Origin of the sequence: Hydrogenophaga taeniospiralis (genome assembly GCF_020510445.1) — a bacterium.
Taxonomy (GTDB): Bacteria; Pseudomonadota; Gammaproteobacteria; order Burkholderiales; family Burkholderiaceae_C; genus Hydrogenophaga.
On the sequence record NZ_JAHBAG010000001.1, the window covers coordinates 4,987,859 to 5,009,266 of the forward strand.

General features: G+C 64.1%; 18 protein-coding genes. 7 read left to right on the forward strand and 11 right to left on the reverse strand.

Annotated features, from left to right (window positions below; all coding sequences use genetic code 11):
* Positions 1-5: 5 nt before the first annotated feature.
* Both KIH07_RS23870 and KIH07_RS23875 read right to left on the reverse strand, forming a co-directional pair.
* Positions 6-926, reverse strand: a complete 921-nt coding sequence (locus KIH07_RS23870; protein ID WP_226494334.1) for an alpha/beta fold hydrolase — start codon at positions 924-926, stop codon at positions 6-8.
* Positions 927-965: 39 nt separating this feature from the next.
* On the reverse strand, positions 966-2,426 hold the full coding sequence (locus tag KIH07_RS23875; RefSeq protein ID WP_226494335.1) for an efflux transporter outer membrane subunit: 1,461 nt from the start codon (positions 2,424-2,426) through the stop codon (positions 966-968).
* 87 nt (positions 2,427-2,513) lie between these two features.
* On the opposite strand from KIH07_RS23875, the gene KIH07_RS23880 reads away from it, so the two are divergent.
* The 7 genes from KIH07_RS23880 (at position 2,514) to KIH07_RS23910 (ending at position 11,165) form a co-directional block, all read left to right on the forward strand.
* Entirely contained in the window at positions 2,514-3,134 is a 621-nt protein-coding gene (locus KIH07_RS23880) for a TetR/AcrR family transcriptional regulator (protein WP_226494336.1), read from the forward strand.
* Positions 3,135-3,222: 88 nt separating this feature from the next.
* Positions 3,223-4,341 (forward strand): efflux RND transporter periplasmic adaptor subunit, encoded by a 1,119-nt coding sequence (locus KIH07_RS23885; protein WP_226494811.1) that lies wholly within the window; start codon positions 3,223-3,225, stop codon positions 4,339-4,341.
* A complete protein-coding gene (locus tag KIH07_RS23890) occupies positions 4,338-7,406 on the forward strand; it encodes an efflux RND transporter permease subunit (protein WP_226494337.1) in 3,069 nt (1,022 codons plus the stop codon). Before KIH07_RS23885 ends, KIH07_RS23890 begins: the two co-directional genes overlap by 4 nt.
* Positions 7,407-7,446: 40 nt before the next feature.
* Positions 7,447-8,253 carry an oxidoreductase gene (locus tag KIH07_RS23895; protein WP_226494338.1) on the forward strand — a complete coding sequence of 269 codons (807 nt, stop codon included), beginning with the start codon at positions 7,447-7,449 and terminating at the stop codon, positions 8,251-8,253.
* Between the two features lie 46 nt (positions 8,254-8,299).
* The gene (locus KIH07_RS23900) at positions 8,300-8,920 is read left to right on the forward strand and encodes a hypothetical protein (RefSeq protein WP_226494339.1); all 621 of its coding nucleotides are present in this window, start codon (positions 8,300-8,302) and stop codon (positions 8,918-8,920) included.
* A gap of 42 nt (positions 8,921-8,962) precedes the next feature.
* Complete coding sequence (locus KIH07_RS23905; RefSeq protein WP_226494340.1) at positions 8,963-10,147, forward strand: thiolase family protein; 1,185 nt, start codon at positions 8,963-8,965, stop codon at positions 10,145-10,147.
* Positions 10,148-10,223: 76 nt separating this feature from the next.
* Positions 10,224-11,165, forward strand: a complete 942-nt coding sequence (locus tag KIH07_RS23910) for a LysR family transcriptional regulator (RefSeq protein ID WP_226494341.1) — start codon at positions 10,224-10,226, stop codon at positions 11,163-11,165.
* Positions 11,166-11,214: 49 nt separating this feature from the next.
* Here the strand turns inward: KIH07_RS23910 and KIH07_RS23915 are convergent, their stop codons facing one another.
* From KIH07_RS23915 to flgL, 9 genes are all read right to left on the reverse strand, one after another.
* Positions 11,215-12,492 (reverse strand): glycerophosphodiester phosphodiesterase family protein, encoded by a 1,278-nt coding sequence (locus KIH07_RS23915; RefSeq protein WP_226494342.1) that lies wholly within the window; start codon positions 12,490-12,492, stop codon positions 11,215-11,217.
* Between the two features lie 148 nt (positions 12,493-12,640).
* Positions 12,641-13,708: a serine hydrolase domain-containing protein gene (locus tag KIH07_RS23920; protein ID WP_226494343.1), complete on the reverse strand. Its 1,068-nt coding sequence runs from the start codon at positions 13,706-13,708 to the stop codon at positions 12,641-12,643.
* 110 nt (positions 13,709-13,818) lie between these two features.
* A complete protein-coding gene (locus tag KIH07_RS23925) occupies positions 13,819-15,024 on the reverse strand; it encodes a tetratricopeptide repeat protein (protein WP_226494344.1) in 1,206 nt (401 codons plus the stop codon).
* A gap of 5 nt (positions 15,025-15,029) precedes the next feature.
* Complete coding sequence (locus tag KIH07_RS23930) at positions 15,030-16,136, reverse strand: AAA family ATPase (protein ID WP_226494345.1); 1,107 nt, start codon at positions 16,134-16,136, stop codon at positions 15,030-15,032.
* An 11-nt stretch (positions 16,137-16,147) separates the two neighbouring features.
* Positions 16,148-17,242, reverse strand: a complete 1,095-nt coding sequence (locus tag KIH07_RS23935) for an AAA family ATPase (protein WP_226494346.1) — start codon at positions 17,240-17,242, stop codon at positions 16,148-16,150.
* Positions 17,243-17,248: 6 nt separating this feature from the next.
* Positions 17,249-17,923, reverse strand: a complete 675-nt coding sequence (locus KIH07_RS23940; protein ID WP_226494347.1) for a hypothetical protein — start codon at positions 17,921-17,923, stop codon at positions 17,249-17,251.
* Positions 17,924-18,156: 233 nt separating this feature from the next.
* On the reverse strand, positions 18,157-18,897 hold the full coding sequence (queC, locus tag KIH07_RS23945) for a 7-cyano-7-deazaguanine synthase QueC (protein ID WP_226494348.1): 741 nt from the start codon (positions 18,895-18,897) through the stop codon (positions 18,157-18,159).
* Between the two features lie 36 nt (positions 18,898-18,933).
* The gene (locus tag KIH07_RS23950) at positions 18,934-20,157 is read right to left on the reverse strand and encodes an HDOD domain-containing protein (protein ID WP_226494349.1); all 1,224 of its coding nucleotides are present in this window, start codon (positions 20,155-20,157) and stop codon (positions 18,934-18,936) included.
* A 27-nt stretch (positions 20,158-20,184) separates the two neighbouring features.
* Positions 20,185-21,405, reverse strand: coding sequence for a flagellar hook-associated protein FlgL (gene flgL, locus KIH07_RS23955; RefSeq protein ID WP_226494350.1), 1,221 nt, complete (start codon positions 21,403-21,405; stop codon positions 20,185-20,187).
* Between the last annotated feature and the right edge of the window lie 3 nt (positions 21,406-21,408).

Genomic DNA, 21,408 nt, shown 5'->3' on the forward strand with positions numbered 1-21,408 from the left:
GCTTGTCATGGCGAACGCCCGGACAGGATGATGTCCGCCACCTCGCTGGGGTTTTCCAGCGCCGTGAAGTGCCCCGATTTTTCGATCGTCATCAACTTCGAGTGGGCAATGGCCTGTCGGTTTCGCAATCTTTCTTCCGGGTTTGACCAATCCTCATTGCCATAGATGAAGGTGACGGGAACCGCGACCCTGGAATAGAGTTGCCGGGCTTCCACCCACGTTGTCCAGTTCTTGAATACGGAATATTCGGCACGGCGATAGCCGTCACGTTGGCCGGTCCGAGAAAATTCGGTCAGCATTTTTTCCGGCAACCGGGATGCGTCATGAAAGCCCCCACCCAGCACGGCGGCGGTGACGAATCTCGGTTCGAATGTATAGGGGCCAAATACCTGGAACAGACCGACCATCCAGCCGCTTCTGCTCCGACGTATGCCGCCACCAAAATCCTCTCCGTAATCGTAAGGATTCAGGGAAACAACCCTCTTGACCCTGTCAGGCAACTCTGCGGCGACGGTCAGTGCCAGGACACCGCCAATGGACTCCCCCACCAGGGTGGCATCTTTCAGATCCAGCCTGGTCATGAATTCTTTCACCGTCTGGCGCAGAAATTCTTCCGTGTAGTCAACCGGCGGCAGGCTGGATTGCCCATGCCCCGGCAAATCCAGCGCGTAAACCTGGTACTGCCCACTGAGTTCGGGCACCAGCTTTTCAAAATAATCGAGTTGTGTGCGTATGGTGTGCAAAAGCACCAGCGGTTGGCCGGTGCCAGTGCGCACATACCTCAAGGAAATGCCGTTGCTCAATTGCAAGGTTTCCACCCTGTCCTGGCTCCACCGATACGTGTATTCACCTTCGCTGGTGTTCGCGCAGCCGCTGATGAACAGCACCAGGACAATGCCGGTCAAGATGGAAACGATATAGCTCATGGTGTGGACCTCAAGACATTGGGCAGGTAGGCAGGCTGGTTACAGGGTCGCCACGTTCGCCGAATCACGGTCCCGCCAACCGCCCCCAAGCGCCCTGAACGCCGCCACCGCGGCCCGTGCCGATTCCGTTTGCGCCTGTGCGTGTGCATCCGAGGTGCGCAACAGGTTTTCGTCGGCCTGCAGGACCTCGATCAGGCTGAGCACCCCTTTTTGATATCCCGCCAACGACGCGTCTCGCGCGCGGCCCAGTGAATCCACCCCATTGGCGAGAACAGCCGCCTGCTCTTCCCGGTTGACCAGCGCCGAAAAGGCGTTTTCCACATCCTCCGTGGCCCGCAGCACGGCAAGCCGATAGGCCGCCAGCACTTCGGCCTCCCGGCCCTTGGCCTGTTCAATTTGCGCGTTGATGCGCCCAAAATCGAACAGACGCCAACGCAGGCCCAGCACGCCGGCCGCCTGGCCAGCACCGCTGCTGAACAGATGGCCACCGGACACCGATGTCGCACTGCCGATCAGCCCGCTCAGAGAAAGCTTGGGGTAGTACTCGGCCATGGCACCACCAACGCGCGCATTCGAAGCGGCCAGGCGGCGCTCGGCCACGATCAGATCGGGCCGACGCCTGAGCAACTCACGCGGGGACCCGGCGGCCGTGATCTGGGGGGCGACCGGGACATTCCCGGCTCCGACCAGCTCCGCCCGATGCGTGCCGGGCGGCGAGCCCAGCATCACGTCCAGTGCGTTCATGGCCACGTCCAGACCCGCCCCAAGGACCGGGATGGATGCCCGCACCTGGGCCAGCGCGCCTTCGGCCTGCCTCACCTGAAGCTCGGCCACCAAGCCTTTGCCATACAGACGCTGGATGGTCGAGAGCAGTTCTTGTTGCGTCTGCACCTGCCGCTGCGCAATGGCCAGGCGGGTCTGCAGTCCACGGATGCTGATGTAGAGGTCGGCGGTCTGGGCCGCCACAGCCAGCCGCGTGGCGGTGGCCCCCGCTTCCGACGCCTGGTACTCGGCAAACACCGCTTCCCGTTCACGGCGCAGACCGCCGAACACATCCAGTTCCCAACTCGCCCCCAGATGGGCGTCGTAGGCATTGCCGTAACGGTCGAAACCGGGTGTCGAGCTCAAAACCTGCCCCAAGGGTGTCTCGGCGGACTGATAGGCCCTGGCAGCTTGGCCGGTGATGTTGCCTATTGGCAACAACGCGGCATGGGCCGCACCCCAACCGGCACGCGCTTGAGTGACGCGCGCGGAGGCCTGCGCCATGTCCAGGTTCTGTTCCAGCGCCAGCGTGACGAAGCGTGTCAGCTGCGGGTCCCCAAAGGCCGCCCACCACTCGGCGAGATCGGCAGGGGCCGTCGCCTGTCTGCGGTCCACGGCCGCCTGGCCCTGGAATCGCTCCAGCATGGGCACATCGGGCCGGGCGTAATCGGGGCCGACAGCGCAGCCCGCCGTGAGGCAGGCCACCGCGATCGCGGCAAGGGTATGTTTGTGCAGCATGGATTTCTTCCTTGAAAAAGCAATAGTGACCATAATACCAAACAGTCACTAGTTGTCCAGTCTTTTGAAGTGACGTAAGCTGGCGCCATGACGAAAACCAGCCCCCCCCTTCCCGCTTCGACCCGAGGTCCGGCCGACCACGAGGTGCGAGACCAGATCGTTGCCGCCGCCACGGAACACTTCAGCCGCTACGGCTACGAAAAGACAACCGTCTCCGATCTCGCCAAATCCATCGGCTTCTCCAAGGCCTATATCTACAAGTTCTTTGGATCCAAGCAAGCCATTGGCGAGGTGATCTGTGCGAACTGCCTGCGCGAGATCGAAACCGAGGTCGGCGCAGCCGTCGCGGGGGCAGACGCGCCCCCGGAGAGGCTGCGGCGGATGTTCAAGGCCCTGATAGAGGAGAGCCTTCGCCTGTTTTTTCAGGATCGCAAGCTCTACGAGATCGCCGCTTCGGCCGCCACGGAGCGCTGGCAGGCCGTTCTGGCCTATGAAGAACGCATACAGACGCTGCTTCGAGATGTGTTGCAGGAGGGTCGCCAATCCGGTGACTTCGAGCGCAAGACGCCCCTGGACGAGACCGCCATGGCGATCTACCTGGTCATGCGGCCTTACCTCAATCCGTTGCTTCTGCAACACAGCTTTGAGTACAACAAGGAGGCGCCGACGCTCCTGTCGAGCCTGGTGCTGCGAAGCCTGTCACCCTGATAAAAAAAGAATGTGAGATGTGACCATTGACTATTTTGGTCACCAGTTTCACAATGGAGGTCCTATTCACTTTGTCAGTGGGACTTCCATGCGCCGGCGTTACCTCACTTCATTTACAACCTTTTGCGCACTGCCGTTTGCGTTGATCGCATGCGGCGAAAAGGCGCCAACCACCGATCCGCGTACCGAGGTGCCCCTCGTGCGCGCCGCCACCGTCGAGGGAGCAGCCGCTTCCTCACGTTCGTTCACGGGAACCGTCGCCGCCCGGGTGCAGAGCGACCTGGGTTTTCGGGTCACCGGCAAGGTTCTGGAGCGGCTGGTGGACGCCGGGCAAACCGTCAAACGCGGCCAGCCGCTCATGCGCATCGACCCCGTCGATCTGAAGCTGGCAGCGCATGCACAACAGGAGGCGGTTGCCGCCGCACGGGCACGCGCGCAGCAGACGGCGGAGGATGAAGCCCGCTACCGCGACCTGCGCGGAACCGGTGCGATATCGGCGTCGGCCTACGACCAGATCAAGGCCGCGGCAGACGCAGCCAAAGCCCAGCTCAGCGCAGCCGAGGCCCAGGCTGACGTTGCCCGCAATGCGAGCCGATACGCGGAATTGCTTGCCGACGCCGACGGCGTCGTCATGGAAACGCTGGCCGAACCCGGCCAGGTCGTCAACGCGGGGCAACCGGTGGTGCGCCTGGCCCACGCCGGCCGTCGCGAGGCGGTTCTCCAGTTGCCGGAAACCCTGCGCCCGGCCATCGGATCGGAAGGACAGGCCACGCTGTTCGGCAAAGACGGCGTGGTCGTTCCGGCCCGGCTGCGGCAGCTCTCGAATGCGGCGGATCGGCTCACCCGCACTTTCGAGGCGCGGTACGTGCTGGAAGGCGAACTGTCCGGCGCCCCGCTGGGTGCCACGGTGGTGATCCAGATCCCGGACGGCCATTCCTTTGGCCAGGCAGACGTGCAGGTGCCGATCGGCTCCGTGTTCGACGCGGGCAAGGGGCCGGGGGTGTGGGTCATCCATGGCGAGCCGGCCAAGGTGTCCTGGCGGCCGGTCGCGGTCCAGCACCTCGATGACGATGGCGCACGCGTCGCGGGGCAGATCCAGCGGGGTGACCGGATCGTCGCGCTCGGCGCGCATCTGCTGCGCGAAGGCGAGCAGGTCCGGGTGGCGGGCCTTGCCGCCACCCCCGTGGCCCAGGGAGTGCACCCGTGAGCGAAAGCCGTTTCAACCTGTCGGCGCTCGCGGTACGCGAGCGCGCCATCACCCTGTTCCTGATCATCTTGATCTCGATCGGCGGGGTCATGTCCTTCTTCAAGCTGGGTCGGGCGGAGGACCCTTCATTCACGATCAAGGTGATGACGATCATCACCGCCTGGCCCGGCGCGACCGCGCAGGAGATGCAGGACCAGGTCGCCGAGAAGATCGAAAAGCGCCTGCAGGAGCTGCGCTGGTACGACCGCAGCGAGACCTACACCCGGCCCGGCTTGGCGTTCACCACGTTGACCTTGCTGGACAGCACCCCGCCATCGGAAGTGCAGGACGAGTTCTACCAGGCCCGCAAAAAGGTCGGCGACGAAATCCGCAATCTGCCGCCCGGCGTGATGGGGCCGTTTGTCAACGACGAGTATTCCGATGTGACCTTTGCCTTGTACGCCCTCAAGGCCAAGGGCGTGCCGCAGCGCGAGCTCGTTCGCGACGCGGAAACGCTGCGCCAGCGCCTGCTGCACGTGCCGGGCGTGAAGAAGGTCAACATCGTTGGCGAACAGTCGGAGCGCATCTACGTCGAGTTTTCGCACGAGCGCCTGGCCACCTTGGGCGTCAGCCCGCAGGAGGTGTTCGCCGCCTTGGGCAGCCAGAACGCCCTGACACCGGCCGGCTCCGTCGAGACCCAAGGGCCCGAAGTGTTCATCCGCCTGGACGGCGCCTTTGACGAGCTGCAGAAGATCCGCAACACGCCCGTGATGGCGCAGGGGCGCACGCTGAAACTGTCGGACATCGCCACGGTGAAGCGCGGCTATGAAGATCCGGCGACGTTCATGATCCGCAACGGCGGCGAACCCGCGCTGCTGCTGGGCGTCGTCATGCGCGACGGCTGGAACGGGCTCGACCTGGGCAAGGCGCTGGACAGCGAGGTGACTGCGATCAACACCGAGCAGCCGCTGGGCATGAGCTTGGCCAAAGTCACCGACCAGGCCGTCAACATCAGCTCGGCGGTCGATGAGTTCATGGTCAAGTTCTTCGCTGCCGTGCTGGTGGTCATGCTGGTGAGCTTCGTGAGCATGGGCTGGCGCGTCGGGGTCGTGGTTGCGGCGGCCGTGCCGCTGACGCTGGCCGTCGTCTTCGCGGTGATGCTCGCCACCGGCAAGAATTTCGACCGCATCACGCTGGGGTCCCTGATCCTCGCGCTGGGTTTGCTGGTGGACGACGCCATCATCGCCATCGAAATGATGGTGGTGAAGATGGAAGAAGGCTATGACCGTATCACCGCTTCGGCCTATGCCTGGAGCCATACCGCAGCACCCATGTTGTCGGGCACGCTGGTCACGGCCGTCGGCTTCATGCCCAATGGCTTCGCCCGGTCCACGGCGGGCGAGTACACCAGCAACATGTTCTGGATCGTGGGCATCGCGCTTATCGCCTCGTGGGTGGTGGCTGTGGTCTTCACGCCCTATCTCGGGGTCAAGCTGCTGCCCGACTTCAAGAAGATCGAAGGCGGTCACGAGGCCATCTACAACACGCCACGCTACAACCGCTTCCGCCAGCTGCTGGGGCGCGTCATTGCCCGCAAGTGGATCGTCGCCAGCACGGTGATCGGCCTGTTCGTGGTGTCGGTGCTCGGCATGGCGGTGGTCAAGAAACAGTTCTTCCCGATCTCTGACCGGCCCGAAGTGTTGGTCGAGGTGCAGATGCCTTATGGCACGGCGATCACCCAGACCAGCGCCGCTGCACAGAAGGTGGAAGCCTGGCTGGCCCAGCAAGAGGAAGCCAGGATCGTCACCGCCTACGTGGGCCAGGGCGCGCCGCGCTTCTATTTCTCGATGGGGCCGGAACTGCCCGATCCGTCGTTCGCCAAGATCGTGGTGCGCACGGACAACCAGGACGAGCGCGAGGCCTTGAAACACCGGCTGCGCCAGGCGATCGCCGACGGCCTGGCCCCCGAGGCACGTTTGCGCGTCACCCAACTGGTGTTCGGCCCCTATTCGCCCTACCCCGTGGCCTACCGGGTCTCGGGCCCCGATCCCGACAAGTTGCGCCAAATCGCGGCTGATGTGCAACAGGTCATGGACGCCAGCCCACTGATGCGCACGGTCAACACCGACTGGGGCACGCGCGCACCCACCCTGCATTTCACCTTGCAGCAGGACCGGCTGCAGGCCGTGGGGCTGAGCTCCAGCGCCGTGGCGGAACAGTTGCAATTCCTGCTCAGCGGCATTCCGGTCACCGCCGTGCGCGAGGACATCCGCACGGTGCAGGTGGTCGCGCGCTCGGCGGGCAACAACCGGCTCGACCCGGCCAAGATCGGCGACTTCACGCTGGCGGGCGCCAACGGGCAGCGCATCCCGCTGTCGCAGGTGGGCCAGGTCGAGGTGCGCATGGAAGAACCGGTCATGCGCCGGCGCGACCGTGTGCCGACGATCACCGTGCGCGGCGACATCGCCGAAGGCTTGCAGCCGCCGGACGTGTCGGCGGCCATCACCCAGCAGCTCCAACCCATCGTGGACAAGCTGCCGAGCGGCTACCACCTCGCAGAGGCCGGTTCCATCGAAGAATCGGGCAAGGCGACGCTCGCCATGCTGCCGATCTTCCCCATCATGCTGGCCATCACCCTGCTCATCATCATCCTGCAGGTGCGCTCGATCGCCGGGATGGTGATGGTCTTCCTGACCAGCCCGCTGGGCCTGATCGGTGTGGTGCCGACCCTGCTGCTGTTCCAGCAACCTTTCGGTATCAATGCGCTGGTCGGCCTGATCGCCTTGTCGGGCATCCTGATGCGCAACACGCTGATCCTGATCGGACAGATCCGTGAAAACGAAGAAGCCGGGCTGGATCCCTACCGTGCGCTGGTCGAGGCCACCGTGCAGCGCGCGCGTCCGGTGATCCTGACCGCACTGGCAGCGATCCTGGCCTTCATCCCGCTGACCCATTCGGTGTTCTGGGGAACGCTGGCCTACACACTGATCGGCGGCACCTTCGCCGGGACGATCCTGACGCTCGTGTTCCTGCCGGCCATGTATTCCATCTGGTTCAGGATCAGGCCAGCCCCTTCACAAAGCTGATCCCCCCAACCCCCAATCACTCCCACAAAAAGGAACTGCCATGTCGAATTCCAAAGTTGTCGTCGTCACCGGCGTGTCATCGGGCATCGGGCGCGCCGCCGCCATGAAGTTTGCCAAGCAGGGTTGCCGGGTCTTCGGCACCGTGCGCAACACGGCCAAAGCGCAAGCCATACCGGGCGTTGCGCTCATTGAGATGGACATCCGCGACGACGCGTCCATTGAGCGCGGCATCCAGACCATCATCGCGCAAGCCAAACGCATCGACGTGCTGGTCAACAGCGCGGGCGGAACCCTGCTGGGCGCGGCAGAAGAAACATCGATCGCCGAAGCCCAGACGCTGTTCGACACCAACGTCTTCGGCCTTTTGCGCGTGATCAAGGCGGTGCTGCCACACATGCGCCAGCAGCGTTCCGGCCGCATCGTCAACGTCAGCTCGGTGCTGGGTTTTCTGCCCGCGCCGTACATGGCGCTCTATTCGGCGTCCAAGCACGCCGTCGAAGGACTGTCCGAAACCCTGGACCACGAGGTGCGCCAGTTCGGCATCCGCGTGGCATTGGTCGAACCCTCGTTCACCAAAACCAACCTGGACCTCAACGCACCCCAGACCGTCGCCAGGATCTCCGACTACAGCCAGGAGCTCGGCATCGTCTCCCAGGCCATCCAGAACAATGTCCAAAAAGCGCCCCAACCCGAGGGCGTCGCCGCCACGATGGTCGCAGCCGCTTTGGGACCGTGGAAGATGCGCCACACGCCCAAGGGCGAAGCGTCTCTGCTGGCCAAGCTGCGCAGATTCATGCCCGCTGGCCCGGTTGAGAAAGGTCTGCGCAAGACGTTTGGACTCGCCTGAAAGCACGGCGGCCCCATTTGCGATGCGTCGCCCACATGGCACAAACATGATGCTCGCTGGATCTGTTGCACTGGTTGTGGGTGCCGACAGTGCCATTGGCGCGGCCATCGTGCGCGGCCTGATCGCGCGGGATGCGGCCAAGGTGTACGCGGAAACGTGTGACGACCGCGGCGGGAGTCTGCCATCCGGCACCGCAAACCCAGTCGTGGAGATTGCACGAACAGGGCGCGTCGGTGAGCTTGCCCGGGAACTGACCGACGTGACCCTTCTCGTCAACTGTTTGGTCGCCGGGGAATACAGCCGGCGAACGCCAACCGTCGGCCGCACCGTGAAATTGATCGACGCATTTGCCCCCGTGCTGAGGGCCAACGGCGGAGGCGCAGTGGTCAACGTTCTGTCCGTGTTGCACGCCGAACAAGCTCTGGGAAACACGGCGCCCATATCTTCGCGCCCTTTTGCGGAGTGGATGTTGGCCGATGGTCTGCGAGAGCGACTTGCCGCACAACAGACGCAGCTGCTCTTTTTGAGTGCGCAACTCGTCGTCGGCCGGGAAGAGCAGGCACTCGACGACCAGCGCGCCCTGGCTGGCCATATTGCAATGCGTCTGCTCCATCAACTCGAAGCGGCACCCCCCGGTGAACCCGTGCCTGCATCCGCCCGCATTTGACGCCGTCTCCGATCCCCCAGGTACACATTTCAAGGAGTACACATGACCAAGCCCGACATCGTTCTCTGCACCCCGGTCCGCACGCCGATCAGCGCCTTCGGCGGTGCGCTAAAAGGCACCCCCGCGCCCGACCTGGGCGCGGCCGTGATCCGCGAGGCCCTTCGACGCTCCGACCTCGCCGCCGATGCGGTGGACACGGTCGTGATGGGTCAGGTCATCCAGGCTGGCGCCAGAATGAACCCGGCGCGCCAGGCTTCTGTCGGCGCCGGGCTCCCGGTACAGGTGCCCGCCATGACGGTGAATCGGGTCTGCGGCTCCGGGGCACAGGCGATCGCGACCGCAGCACTCGAAATCGCGGCCGGATGCGCCCAGGTCGCGATCGCTGGCGGCATGGAGAACATGGACCAGGCGCCCTATCTGCTGCCGGGTACGCGCTGGGGCCAACGCATGGGGGACGCGCAGATGCTCGACAGCCTGTTGCGGGACGGTCTTCATGACGCCTTCAGCGGTCAGCACTCAGGGTGGCATACGGAGGACCTTGTCAGCCGATACGGCGTCACGCGGGAGGATCAGGACCGCTGGGCCGAGCGTTCGCAGCAGCGCTTCGGTGCCGCGCAGGCCGCCGGCAAGTTCGACGACGAGATCGTCGCGGTCGAAACAATCGGCCGAAAAGGCCCCGTGAGTTTTTCCAGGGACGAAGCCAACCGCCCCGACACCACGCTGGAAACGCTTGCCAGGCTCAAGCCCGCGTTTCGCAAGGACGGCACCATCACCGCCGGCAATGCGCCCGGACTCAACAGCGGCGCCTCGGCAATGCTCGTGGCCGAGCGCGCGTTCGCGGAACGGCATGGCCTGCAACCCTGGGCGCGCCTGGTCGCTCATGGCGTCGCGGCGGTCGAGCCCGGCATGTTCGGCATTGGCCCGGTGCCGGCCGTCAAGCTGGCGCTGGCGCGCGCCAACTGGAAACACACGGACGTGGAGCGCATCGAGATCAACGAGGCCTTCGCCGCGATCACGTTGGCCTGCCTGCGTGAACTCGACCTGCCGGAGGACATCGTCAATGTCGAGGGTGGTTCGATCGCCCACGGCCACGCCATCGGTGCCACGGGTGCCGTGCTGACCACGCGTCTGCTGCATTCGATGCGACGCGACGGGTTGAAGCGGGGCGTGGTGACCCTGTGCATCGGGGGCGGCCAGGGGATCGCGCTCGCGCTGGAGGCTCTTTGAGCTGCAGCCGTGGCCGCACTCAGTGCGGCCACGGCGCCACAGATCTCCGAGATTTCAAGTTGCCAAGGACATCACCATGGACCACCTTCAATCGATGCGCGTTTTTCAGTGTGTCGTAGACGAAGGCGGCTTTGCCGCTGCCGCACGCAAGATGGACCTCGCACCGGCGGTTGTCACCCGTCAAGTCCAGGACCTCGAGCAATCGCTGGCCGTTCGACTGCTGCATCGCACGACGCGAAAGATGTCGCTCACCCAGGCGGGGGAGGGCTACCTGTCGCGGCTGCGTCTGATCCTGTCGGAAATCGAGGAGGCCGAAGACCAGGTTCGGGCGCATTCGAGTGAGATTTCGGGCAACTTGCGCGTCGCCACAACCTCGCTGGTGGCTGTGAATCTGCTGGCCCCCTGCGTGGCCGATTTTCAGAGGCGGTATCCTGCGGTGCAAGTCGAGATCCACACCTCCGATCGTCCGGTGCAGGAATTGCACCAGTTCGATCTGACCATCGTGAGACAGGACGATCACCTGGATGCCGACGCCGTCGTCCGCCCCGTGCTCGACATGAACTATGTCCTCTGCGGCTCAGTGCAGTACCTCCAGGTCCATGGTGTTCCCGAGGCACCGGAGGATCTGTCCCGGCATCGCATGGTGCGTCTGCACACCCCTGGCACCCGTCTGCACGCGATCGCCCTCGCCAACCCTGCCGGGGGTGATCGCCGCATCGAAGTCGCGCCTGTCTGGTCCGTGATGTCGAATGACGACGAGACGACGTACCAAGCCGTGTTGGCTGGCGCTGGTCTCACCTTTCTGCCCGAGCTTGCATTGACCGCCCGTCCGCATGGCGGACAACTGCGTCGCGTGCTCGCACCATGGGTCAGCGCTGACGGATTGAAGCTCGTTGCCACCATGCCCAGCAGGCGGTTTCTGCCGCTGCGCACACGCACCTTCCTCGAATTCTTCGTCCAGCACGTTCAGAAAGTGGCGGCGACGGCCAGGGCCGTTCAGCCACCGGCAGTCGCGTAAATGCCCATGAAACCATCACCTACTGGCCGAGTCCTCACGAAGCCTCGCCTCAACGCAGGTTCATGCAGTTGGCGTAAAAGGTGGTGGTGGCGGGCCAGTCGGAGAACACGCCCATCACGCCCACGTCCTTGGCCAGCACGTGCAGGGCGGTGAGCATGTCGCCTTCGTCCTTCACGGCGCTGTCGAAGGTCTGGTAGTACCACCCGTTGTTGCCATCGGCCAGCACGCCCGAGCGCTCCAGCGTCCAGGTGATCAGCCCCAGGCCCGCCGCCTTGGCATCCTTCGCCGCCTGTGAGGCCACGATCTTGCCGCCCTCCGCGGTCAGCAGCGCAAACATCGGCGGCGCCCAGATGTGGATGCCCTGCGCCTTGTACCCCTTGAGCGTGGCGAGGTCGGGCAGGTCTTTGGGCGAGTCGGCGTCGTCCAGGTAGACCGCCTGCTGGCCAAACGCCGGCTCGTTCTTCACCCAGTACAGCAGGTCGTCGATGTTGAACGACTGGGCGAACACGTTGCGCGGCGCCACCTGGGCCCGCTTGTACTCGTCCAGCATCTTCTGCGCGTAGGCCTGCTGCGTGAAGCCGTCGAACGGCATGGTCACGCTGGTGCTCTTGAGTTCGGGCGTCATCTTCACGCCCAGCTGCTTGAACAGCTCGATGCTTTCGGCGTGTGTCAGCAGCGTGCCGCTGCTCGGGCCCGAGTACAGGTCGGTGCGCCAGTTGGCCGTGCCGCCCAGGTACTGCTCGGGCGTGCGCGCGGCCGGGTTGGAAGCGTCCATCTTGCCGCGCAGGGTCTTGAACTCGGCCAGCGTGATGTCGCTGGTGCGGCACTCGGCCTTGGCCGGCGTCACCACCTTGCCATCGGCGTCCAGCACGGCGGGCACGAAAGGCTGGGTGCACTTGGCCGCCAGCGGCGTCACCAGGATGTTGGTCGTCGTGTGCAGGTCGTTCTGCGCGTGGCGGCAGACCAGTTCCTTGTCCTTGGTGAAGGTCACGTCGCATTCGAGGATGCCCGCGCCCATGCGCGCGGCCGCCACGTAGGACTCGCGTGTGTGCTCGGGGAACTGCATGGGTGCACCGCGGTGACCGATGGAAAATTCGCGCGGCTTGAAATCACCGCGCCGCGCGCACTGCTGCAGCTCGCGCTTGAGCGGGCCATCGGCCATGCCATCGACCAGAAAGAACGGGCGCGGGCCCAGCTGGACATGGCTCGGACGCTCGACGACGCCATGGGACGAACGGCTTTGGGTGGCGGACGGCGACTGGGCCAGCGCCGACGCGGCGGCCAAGCCGAGCACGGCCAGACCCAGAATGCGGGGCAAGAACGACATGGGGATTCCCCTCCGGTGGGATGAACGAATGGTGTGTGTTGAGATGTGACGTCGGCGGCGTGCGCCCGACCGACGGATCATCCGTCGGGTCCGTGAAGGAGGCATGACAGGCGTGCGGTTCGACCACCCGCGTGGCAGGGTGACTTGCTCAACCCAACGCATCGAAGCGAAACACACCGTGTTCGGCCGGAACGGTGGCGTGCGCCAGCGAAGCGGCCAGAGGCATGCCGCGTTCGCTGTTGGTCAACAAGACAAACCCGTTGCGGGAAGCGACCGAAACCATGGCAAAGGCCCGGAACCCCGGGTTGTTGCCCCACTGCCAGAGGTAGGGGCCGCCGGCCGCGGTCTCGATGCCCCAGCCCTGGCCCCAGGCCAGCCCCAGTGCCGGCTTGGCGGGCATGGGATGGGCCAGCGTCAACGCCAGCAAGGCGGGGTCCGCCAGCCAGGCCGCCAGCAGGCGCGCGTAATCCGCAGCCGTGGTGTAGAGCGACGCCGCCGCGTTGGGCTCGCGGATGTCAAACCGCACGCGCCCGCCCAGCCACGAAGTGCCGTCCAGCACCTGTGCGCGGATGTCGTCCGTCAGCCGCAGGCGGGAATGCCGCATGCCGAGCGGATCAAACACACGCTGTGCCACGACCGACTCGATGTCCTGCCCCGTCACGGCGCTGATGACGGCCTGCAGCAACATATAACCCTCACCGGAATACTGCCAGCGTTCGCCCGGCTCGAACTCGGGAGACAGGGGGCCGCGCGTCCAGTTCGGCAAACCGGAGCTGTGGTTGAGCAAGGTGCCCAGCGGGATGCGCGCCAGCGTGCTCGCGGGCACATGATCGACAGGGTTGTCGTTCGCGCTGTTGAACGGCTTCTGACGGTGGACGTAGCCCTCGGGCAGGTAACGCGAGACCGAGGCCCGCAGATCAAGCTGCCCATCGCGAACCAGCTTCAGGGCCGCGAAAGCGATCACGGGTTTGGTAAGCGACGCCGCCTGGAACACCGGGTCGGAAGGCAACGGACTTGCCGACGTGCAGCCCGACACCAGCACCGGAGCGCCGGGCCGGCCGGCTTTCAGCGTGACATGGCTCGCCGCGCAGACGCCGAGCCGGGTGGCCAGGGCAGGAAGCGGCTCGCCGCTGTAGCGCGTCAGGTCGGTCGCGCAGGCAGCCAGCAATGGGGCGCTGGCGCCCGCGAGGAGGAATTCACGGCGGGAAAGAGGCATCACGTTGAATTGGTGGCTTGATTGGATGTCAGCACGCTCACCTTGTAGCCACCCGAGCACCACGGCTCTGGTGGACCACCCGAATCACTCAGGGCCACATCAACCCACACCTACTCGAACACTCTCTTGCTGTCGAACACCGACTCCAAACTTTGAATCAATTGAGCGCTTCCTTGACCGTTGATGGCCCCATTAAATAAAACCGCTCTTGCCAACCTAGATTGAAGGGCGCGAATGAATTCAATCGGATAGGTATCATTTTTTGCGCCCTCCAAAGCATTTTTGTAACCCAAGGCTATGGCGTTAAGCAAGTGATTTGCCGCCACGTTGTAATTTTTTCGCACCCCCCGTCCATTCAAATAAAAAATGTAGAGGTTGTAATGTCCAATCGAATTACCTGCCTTAGCCGCAAAACTCGCGTACTCGACCGCTTTTTTATAATCGATAGGTGCACCATAGGTGCCTGTGGAATAAACGAACGACAAGTCGGCCGCACTTTTTTCCGAACCCTGTTCATATCCTTTCTGAAAATGATCGATGGCCTTTTTATAATCCTGAGGAACCCCTGATGCCCCATGAAGGTAGATGGAGCCCAATTCATTGTGTGAGTAGCCGAAGTCATCAATATTGCCTGCGACAGCCTTTTCGAAGTTGCTGATGGCTTGCTTGACGTCGGGCGGCGTCTGAATCATGTATGTAATGCCCAGAAGGGCATAGGCGCGGACAGTTCCGGCTGCCCCGGCAGACTCCATCAGCCCAATCCCTTTGGCCTTCTCGGCTGCGACAACTCCATTCTCGGTCGCCATGCAATATCCCGCTTCTGCCATGGCGTCGCCGCGACTGGCATCAGCTTTGAAGGCTTTTTGAAAGTAGCTGCAGGCCTCGTCTGGTTTGTGGCTGCTGCTGAGCATCTTTCCCGCGTTCACCAAGGCGTTGACGCTTCCAAGGGCCGCCGCTTTCTCAAAGTAAGTGAGTGCAACATCAAAATTCGGCGGTACTCCACCAAGACGCGCGGATGTTGGGTCGTACAGCAGCCCCATGTAGTTGAGCGCGCGCAGATCATCATCAGCAGCAGCAGCGCGAAGAGCCTGTAGCGTGACAGGATCATTTGCCTTCAAGCCAGCGTCAATTTTTCCCCCTTCCTCGTCGGTATACGACAAGGGCACTGGCAGGACCCGAAGGTTATTGCTTGGAGTAATCCAGAACCCGGATCCGAAAACGAGTATGGCGACCGCCAAAGGCCCCATCAACCAGGCCAGCCGATAGGTCTTTGAGTCCAGCCAGGCGCTGGAATGTGCTTTGAGGATGGCATTCATCGGTGTTACCTCGAGCGCCCAAGCGCTGCAATCAGGTCTGCTTCGTTGAGTTCGGTGAGGCTTTCACTGAGGGTCGACGCAATGCGAAGAGCATGCTCTTCACGCGCCCGCTCCAGCAAAGTCCGCATCTCGCGTGCATTGGCCCAGGCTCTGTCATTCGCACGAACAGACAACCAGGGACGGACGATGTTCTTGTAGTGACCCGGGAGCGTGAACTGCTGTGCCGCCGCCATGTTGGCGAAGATGTCGAGCAATTCATCTTCCGCATAGTTGGCGAAGTGCAATTGCTTGGTGAACCGGCTGGCCAGTCCAGGATTTGAATTGATGAATGTTGCCATTTCACGGGGGTATCCGGCGGCGATCACAACGATCCGGCTGCGGTTGTCCTCCATGAACTTGAGAAGGGTGTCGATCGACTCCTGACCAAAGCCCTGGCCCCCTTGTGCATCGCCTGCCAATGTGTAGGCTTCATCGATGAAAAGAACACCGTCAAGGGCTTCCTTGCACTTTTCCAGTGTTTTGATGGCGGTCTGTCCGACGTACCCGGCCACGAGCGCGGCGCGATCCACCTCGACCACATGGCCCTTCCGGACCACCTTCAGTGCCTTGAAGATGTCGCCCAGGATCCGGGCCACTTCGGTCTTGCCGACACCGGGCGCACCCGAGAACACCATGTGCTGGCTCATCGCAGTGACACTGAGTCCTGCTTCGGCGCGGCGCTGTTCCACCTGTATGCGCGCGACCAAACCTCGGACCTCATCCTTTACCGCTTGCAACCCGGTCATGCTGTCCAGGCGATTCAGACAGGCTTGTACAGGGTCCAGGCGCTCAGGCTCCGCCTCTTCATCGGAGGTGATGAGGATGGGGCGAACAGTGCTCCCTGCACGCATGGCGCGTCGAGCGTCGATGGTCGCACTGAGCTTCAACGCGATATATGTTCCGATGGCACCAATGATCAGAAGCAAGGACAACCTAAAGAGGTTGCCCGATGCAAGAAGCGTGCTCCATGGGTGACTGGCGGCAAAGTGAAACCCTGCCAGCAACGCCAGCAACGCCAGCACCTGCAGACCGAGATACGCTGCAAAGCTTGTTCGGATGTCCGTGGCGTTCATTTGATGTCGTCCTACAGCTTCGCGATGGCCGACTCAATGTCGTCCAGGGAGATGTGTTGAATGGTGTGGCCGAACTCCGCAGACGTGGCCAGGCGGTTGGCCTGCTCTTCACAGACCCGCTCGAACAGGTTGCGGATGGATCGGGCATTGCCCCATTCGGCTGACTTCATGCGGTCGGCAAACCACGGCTTGAGCAGACGCTCCAGTCCTGCATCGGGAAGCTCATACTGGCGCTCCCGGGCAATGCGCTGGAAGATGGCGAAGAGCTCCGATGGTCGGTATGCCGGAAAGTCGATGGTCTTTGCGAACCGGCTGGCCAAGCCAGGATTGCTGGAGACGAAACGCCTCATTTCATTGGGATAGCCCGCGACGATCACGATGATCCGTGAGCGGTGGTCTTCCATGAACTTGAGCAGAACCTCAATGGCTTCTTTGCCAAATCCGCCGCCATCGGCGCTTCCGTCAGCCAGGGAATAGGCCTCATCGATGAACAGCACACCATCGAGCGCACGTTTGCAGATGGCCAGGGTGCGTTCAGCGGTCTGACCGACATACCCGGCCACCAGGTCTGAACGATCCACTTCCACCAGGTGTCCACTCTCTAGCACGCCCAGCGTTCTGTACACGGCGCCCAACTGGCGTGCGATCTCGGTTTTACCGACACCCGGGGGACCTGTGAACACCATGTGCTGGCTCGTCGCCGTGACGCTCATGTTCTGCAAACGGCGCTGCTGTTCGATCTGAAGGCGTGAGAGGAGTGAATTGATCTCGCGTTTGACCGAGTTGAGCCCGACCATGGACTCGATTTGCTCGATGGGCTTGTTCGGGGACTCAGAAGATTCGAACGCGGGTGGAGCCACAAAACTGCGCCATACGCCGTTCGACTCATAGGTGGTGCCCCGAATCGCCAGACGGGCCGAGGCGTATGTCAGGAGCAGCGCAACGGAGAAAAGGAGCAGTGCAACAGCGATTTTGGTGACGGTCTCGCTGTATGCCATGCCGACCCAAGGGGCCTTTTCCGGGGTGGTGATCCAGACCGTCAGGAAAACGCCGAATACGGTGATCAGAAGTAGAGGAATGTAGAAGCGAATAGAGGATGCATTCATGACCGATCACCTGCAGTTTGGGTTGATATTCCAGACCACCGGGATGTTGACGGTTGTCGTTGACGGGAAATTCAGCTCCATACCCGGCGACAACGACAAAACACCATGCTCTGCATTGCCCTCCACCACCAACACGCCTTTGCCTGTTTCGTAGGGGGCAGGAAACGGGATGATGAATGCCATGGGCCCCTTTGCCAGCGAGTACCAGCGGGACGTGTACGTACCGGACGTGATGCGAACCTGGCCTTGACTCTGAGGGGTCGAAATCAGTGTGAGACGAGCGATCGCCTCTGGGCAACGACTGGATGGTTCCTGATTGGTGCTCGCGAGCCCCGCTGTCAACGTCGGGCGGAACGCCGCATATTCTTCTGGCGACATGGGCACCAGGGTGTAGGTGGCTCCCGACGGATTCTCCGCAATGGACGGCTGCGCGGATGAAGATGTCGCAATGTTGGAAAAGCGCGAGGGGGTCGGCAATGCCGCGCTGAGCATGCCCCATGCACCCAGGGTGGTGACCAGCGAAGCAGATCCGGCGACGATGGCGCCCCGTCGACTCATTGAAGGGGGTGGTGGGTGTGGCGAGCTCGGTGCCTGATGGGACGCCGAAGAATGTGCCGCCATCCCGGCGGCTTTCGGCTGACCAGACGCAATGGCCGCCGCACTCTGCTTCTCAGTTTTCACGTGTTTTCCCTGGCTTATTTATGCTGTCCGACTGACCCAACAGTATATGTTTTCGCATCTGCAAGGCCATTTATTGACCCGAAAGCATTCAACCAATGGCGCGGACTCTGACCGAGACCGTCGATCAGATCGATCGTTGGGGAAACAGTATCTAAAGACCGAGAAGGGCGTACCGCCAGGGCGTTCGAGACAGGGGCTCGAACGAAACCTCGTTGAGGCAGGATGAATCCACCTCAACGGGGGTAGCGATACCCCGCCCACCCCCGCGCCCGCAGCTCACAAGCCGGGCAGCTCCCGCAGCCATAGCCCCAGTCCTGCCGGTGCGCGCGGTCGCCGAGGTAGCAGGTGTGGGTGTGTTCCACGATCAGGTTGACCAGCGCCTGGCCGCCTCCGGGCACGCCCGAGGCCTGGCCCAGTTCTTCGGCCAGGCGCCAGGTGGCGGCTTTGTCGATCCACATGAGCGGGGTGTCGATCAGGAAGCGGTGGTCCATGCCGAGCGAGAGCGCGACCTGCAGGGCTTTCATGGTGTCGTCGCGGCAGTCGGGGTAGCCGCTGAAGTCGGTTTCGCAGACGCCGGTGACGATGACCTGGATGCCGCGGCGGTAGGCGAGCGCGGCGGCGAGCGTCAAGAACAGCAGGTTGCGCCCGGGCACGAAGGTGTTGGGCAGGCCGCTGGCTTCCATGCGGAAGGCCATGTCGCGCGTGAGCGAGGTTTCGCTCACTTTGCCGAGCACGGCGAGGTCGAGCACGTGGTCCTCGCCCAGGCGCTCGCTCCAGGCGGGAAAGCGCTCGCGCAGTTCGCGCAGCACGACGGTGCGGGCCTGCAGCTCGACGCTGTGGCGCTGGCCGTAGTCGAAGCCCAGGGTTTCGACGCGCGGGTAGCGCGAGAGAGCCTGGGCCAGGCAGGTGGTGGAGTCCTGGCCGCCCGAGAACAGGACGAGTGCGCTGGTGTGGTGGGGGGGCTGGTTTTGCATCGCGCGATGGTAGCGCGGCTGCGGCTTGCGCTGGGGCTACGCGCCCTGGTCGCGGCTGGTGGTGAGCATGCGGATGAGCGAGCGGTTGGCGTGCTCCAGGCTCATCTCGTGGCGCTCGCAGACTTCGGGCAGGCGGTGCAGGTGCTCCACGTCGGCCTGGGCGCGCGCCACGTCCAGGAAGACGTGGTACGGGCCTTCCTGGCGCAGCAGGGCGCTCGTCACCCGCCCCGACATGGGAAGCCGGTTGAGCAGATCGGCCATGGGCAGGTGCAGCAGCACGTCGAGCTGCGAGAACAGCGCAGTGGTGTAGACCTCGGCTCGCAGGTTTTCGGTGGAGCCCGATTCCAGCAGGTGCTGGGCCAGGCGCGAGTGCATCACCTGGGCGTAGCGCACCGGGTGCAGCGCGGGGTCGTTGGTGCTGCCGGCCAGCTGGTCGGCGAGCCAGCGGCTGAGCGCGGTGAAGCCCAGCATCATGAGGGCGTGGCGCACCGACTCGATCTCGTGGCGCAGGCCGTAGGCGGCGGAGTTGACGAGCTGCAGCAGGCGGTAGACCAGCACCGGGTCCTGCCGCACCAGGCGCTCGATCAGGTCGAGCGAGCTGTCCAGCCCGATGGCTTGGCGGATCTGCCCGATCACGCTGGCGTCGCAGCCCAGGGGCTGGTGCCGGTAGGCGTGCAGCACGTCGTCGTCGGGCCAGCCCAGGATGCCCCAGGCGCCGGCTTCGTCCAGGCAGTGCTCGGCAAGCGCGCGGTTGCACACGCCTTCGTACAGCTGGCCCGGCAGGATGGGGCTGGGCCGCGCCGGCACGGCGCCGGGTTCGGCGGGCCGCAGGCGCAGGGTTTCAAACACCTCCTGGGCGCTCAGACGCAAGAGGCTGCACACGTCCAGCGGCGCGGCCGCCTCACCGCGCACCGCCGCCAGGTCGGCGTGGCGCAGCAGGCGGTGCCCGCGGCGCACCGCCATGGCCAGATGCGCCATGCCGTCGGTGCTCTCGAACAGCGCGCCAGGCACTTCGACCCAGGTGTTGGGCACGGGCTCGCTGGTCAGCGCCTGCTGCAACAGCACCGGGGACGAGATGGCGAGGATGAGGGTGGGCGCGACCACCGGCCAGCCCCCGCCCAGCAGGCGCAGCAGGTGGGACCCGTCGACAGCTTCGGCGTGCTGCGTGAGTACGCGCAGGCGCACCGCGGCCAGCTGGCGGCGCCGGTTCCACACGGGCTGGTAGCCCAGTGCGATGCTGTCAAGAATGGTCTGGCTCATGGTGTCTCATGACGGCGACCGTCCGCGTCACCCCAGGTACTGGAACAGGGACAAGCGTTGCACCTGGGCGTAGGACTGCAGCGCGGCCTGCAGCCCCACCTGCTGATTCTGGAAGTCCGAAATGCCCTTGATCATGTCCAGGTCTTCGAGGCGCGATTTTTCGCTCTCGTGCGCCACCATGCGGTCGGACAGCTGGCCATCGACCGCTTCGCCGCGGTTGAGCCATTCGCCGGCCTGGGCGCGCGCCAGCAGCACGCGGTCGTGCCCGGCGTCGAGCTCGGTGAGCGAGCGGCCGATCGCCTGCGTGAGCTGGGCGGTCTGGCCGGTGCTGGCGCCGCGCAGGGCGTCCACCGCGTTCTGCATCACCTGGAACAGATCGGTCGGCGCCGTCACCGGGCGCAGCTCCACCGAGTCGCCGCTGTCGGGCTGGCCCTGCATCACGAAGGACATGCCGTCGAACTCGATGGCGCTGCCGGCGGTGTAGGGCACGCCGACCTGGCCGGCCACCGGCGTGGCGGTGGTGGTGTTGGTCACGGTGTACTGCATCACGCCGGCCACCTCGGCAAAGCCGATGCTGTAGTCGTTGCCGGTGAGCGCGCCCGGGTCGGTCACCTGGCCCATGTCGGTGCGCACGCCACCGGTGTTGCCGGCCGGCAGGTCGAGCCGGAAGGTGCCGTTGCCTTCGGGCACGCGCATCCAGATCGCGTTGCCGTCCAGGGTCTGCGGCAGGCTGTTGATGCCGGTGGCTTCCTGGCCGCGCTGGCCGTCGAAGCGCACCACGCCGGAGCCGCTGGGGCCGTAGAGTTCGACAAAGGGCGTGGACGAGCCGCCCAGCCCGCCAAAGAGGGTGCGGCCGAAGCTGTCCTTCTGGTTGACCACACCGAGCAGGCGCTCACGCAGGCCTTCGATCTGCTGCGCCAGGTCCTTGTATTCGTTGCTGCCGTAGCCGCCGTTGCCGGCCGCGACCAGCAGGTCGCGCACGTCCTGGATCAGCTCGCCGGCCTCGCCCAGCGCGCTCTCGGCCTGGGTCAGGCTGCTGCGCGAGGCTTCGAGCGAGCGCTGGTCGGCGCCTGCGCGCGCGAGGCGGTTCTGCGCGCTTTCGGAGAGCACGGCGGCCACCGGGTCGTCGCTGGCGCGCTGCACCCGCTTGCCGGTGGAGATGTGTTCCTGCAGGGTGGACAGCTCGGCCTGGCGCTTGTTCAGGGCGGCGATCGTGTTGTCGTAGCTGTTGGCGGTGGCGACTCTCATGGC

Bases quoted from the DNA above. Each gene is read 5' to 3' on its own strand.
- KIH07_RS23870 (WP_226494334.1), bottom strand. From the start codon at position 926: ATGAGCTATATCGTTTCCATCTTGACCGGCATTGTCCTGGTGCTGTTC.
- KIH07_RS23875 (WP_226494335.1), bottom strand. From the start codon at position 2,426: ATGCTGCACAAACATACCCTTGCCGCGATCGCGGTGGCCTGCCTCACG.
- KIH07_RS23880 (WP_226494336.1), top strand. From the start codon at position 2,514: ATGACGAAAACCAGCCCCCCCCTTCCCGCTTCGACCCGAGGTCCGGCC.
- KIH07_RS23885 (WP_226494811.1), top strand. From the start codon at position 3,223: ATGCGCCGGCGTTACCTCACTTCATTTACAACCTTTTGCGCACTGCCG.
- KIH07_RS23895 (WP_226494338.1), top strand. From the start codon at position 7,447: ATGTCGAATTCCAAAGTTGTCGTCGTCACCGGCGTGTCATCGGGCATC.
- KIH07_RS23900 (WP_226494339.1), top strand. From the start codon at position 8,300: ATGATGCTCGCTGGATCTGTTGCACTGGTTGTGGGTGCCGACAGTGCC.
- KIH07_RS23905 (WP_226494340.1), top strand. From the start codon at position 8,963: ATGACCAAGCCCGACATCGTTCTCTGCACCCCGGTCCGCACGCCGATC.
- KIH07_RS23910 (WP_226494341.1), top strand. From the start codon at position 10,224: ATGGACCACCTTCAATCGATGCGCGTTTTTCAGTGTGTCGTAGACGAA.
- KIH07_RS23915 (WP_226494342.1), bottom strand. From the start codon at position 12,492: ATGTCGTTCTTGCCCCGCATTCTGGGTCTGGCCGTGCTCGGCTTGGCC.
- KIH07_RS23920 (WP_226494343.1), bottom strand. From the start codon at position 13,708: ATGCCTCTTTCCCGCCGTGAATTCCTCCTCGCGGGCGCCAGCGCCCCA.
- KIH07_RS23925 (WP_226494344.1), bottom strand. From the start codon at position 15,024: ATGAATGCCATCCTCAAAGCACATTCCAGCGCCTGGCTGGACTCAAAG.
- KIH07_RS23930 (WP_226494345.1), bottom strand. From the start codon at position 16,136: ATGAACGCCACGGACATCCGAACAAGCTTTGCAGCGTATCTCGGTCTG.
- KIH07_RS23935 (WP_226494346.1), bottom strand. From the start codon at position 17,242: ATGAATGCATCCTCTATTCGCTTCTACATTCCTCTACTTCTGATCACC.
- queC (WP_226494348.1), bottom strand. From the start codon at position 18,897: ATGCAAAACCAGCCCCCCCACCACACCAGCGCACTCGTCCTGTTCTCG.
- KIH07_RS23950 (WP_226494349.1), bottom strand. From the start codon at position 20,157: ATGAGCCAGACCATTCTTGACAGCATCGCACTGGGCTACCAGCCCGTG.
- flgL (WP_226494350.1), bottom strand. From the start codon at position 21,405: ATGAGAGTCGCCACCGCCAACAGCTACGACAACACGATCGCCGCCCTG.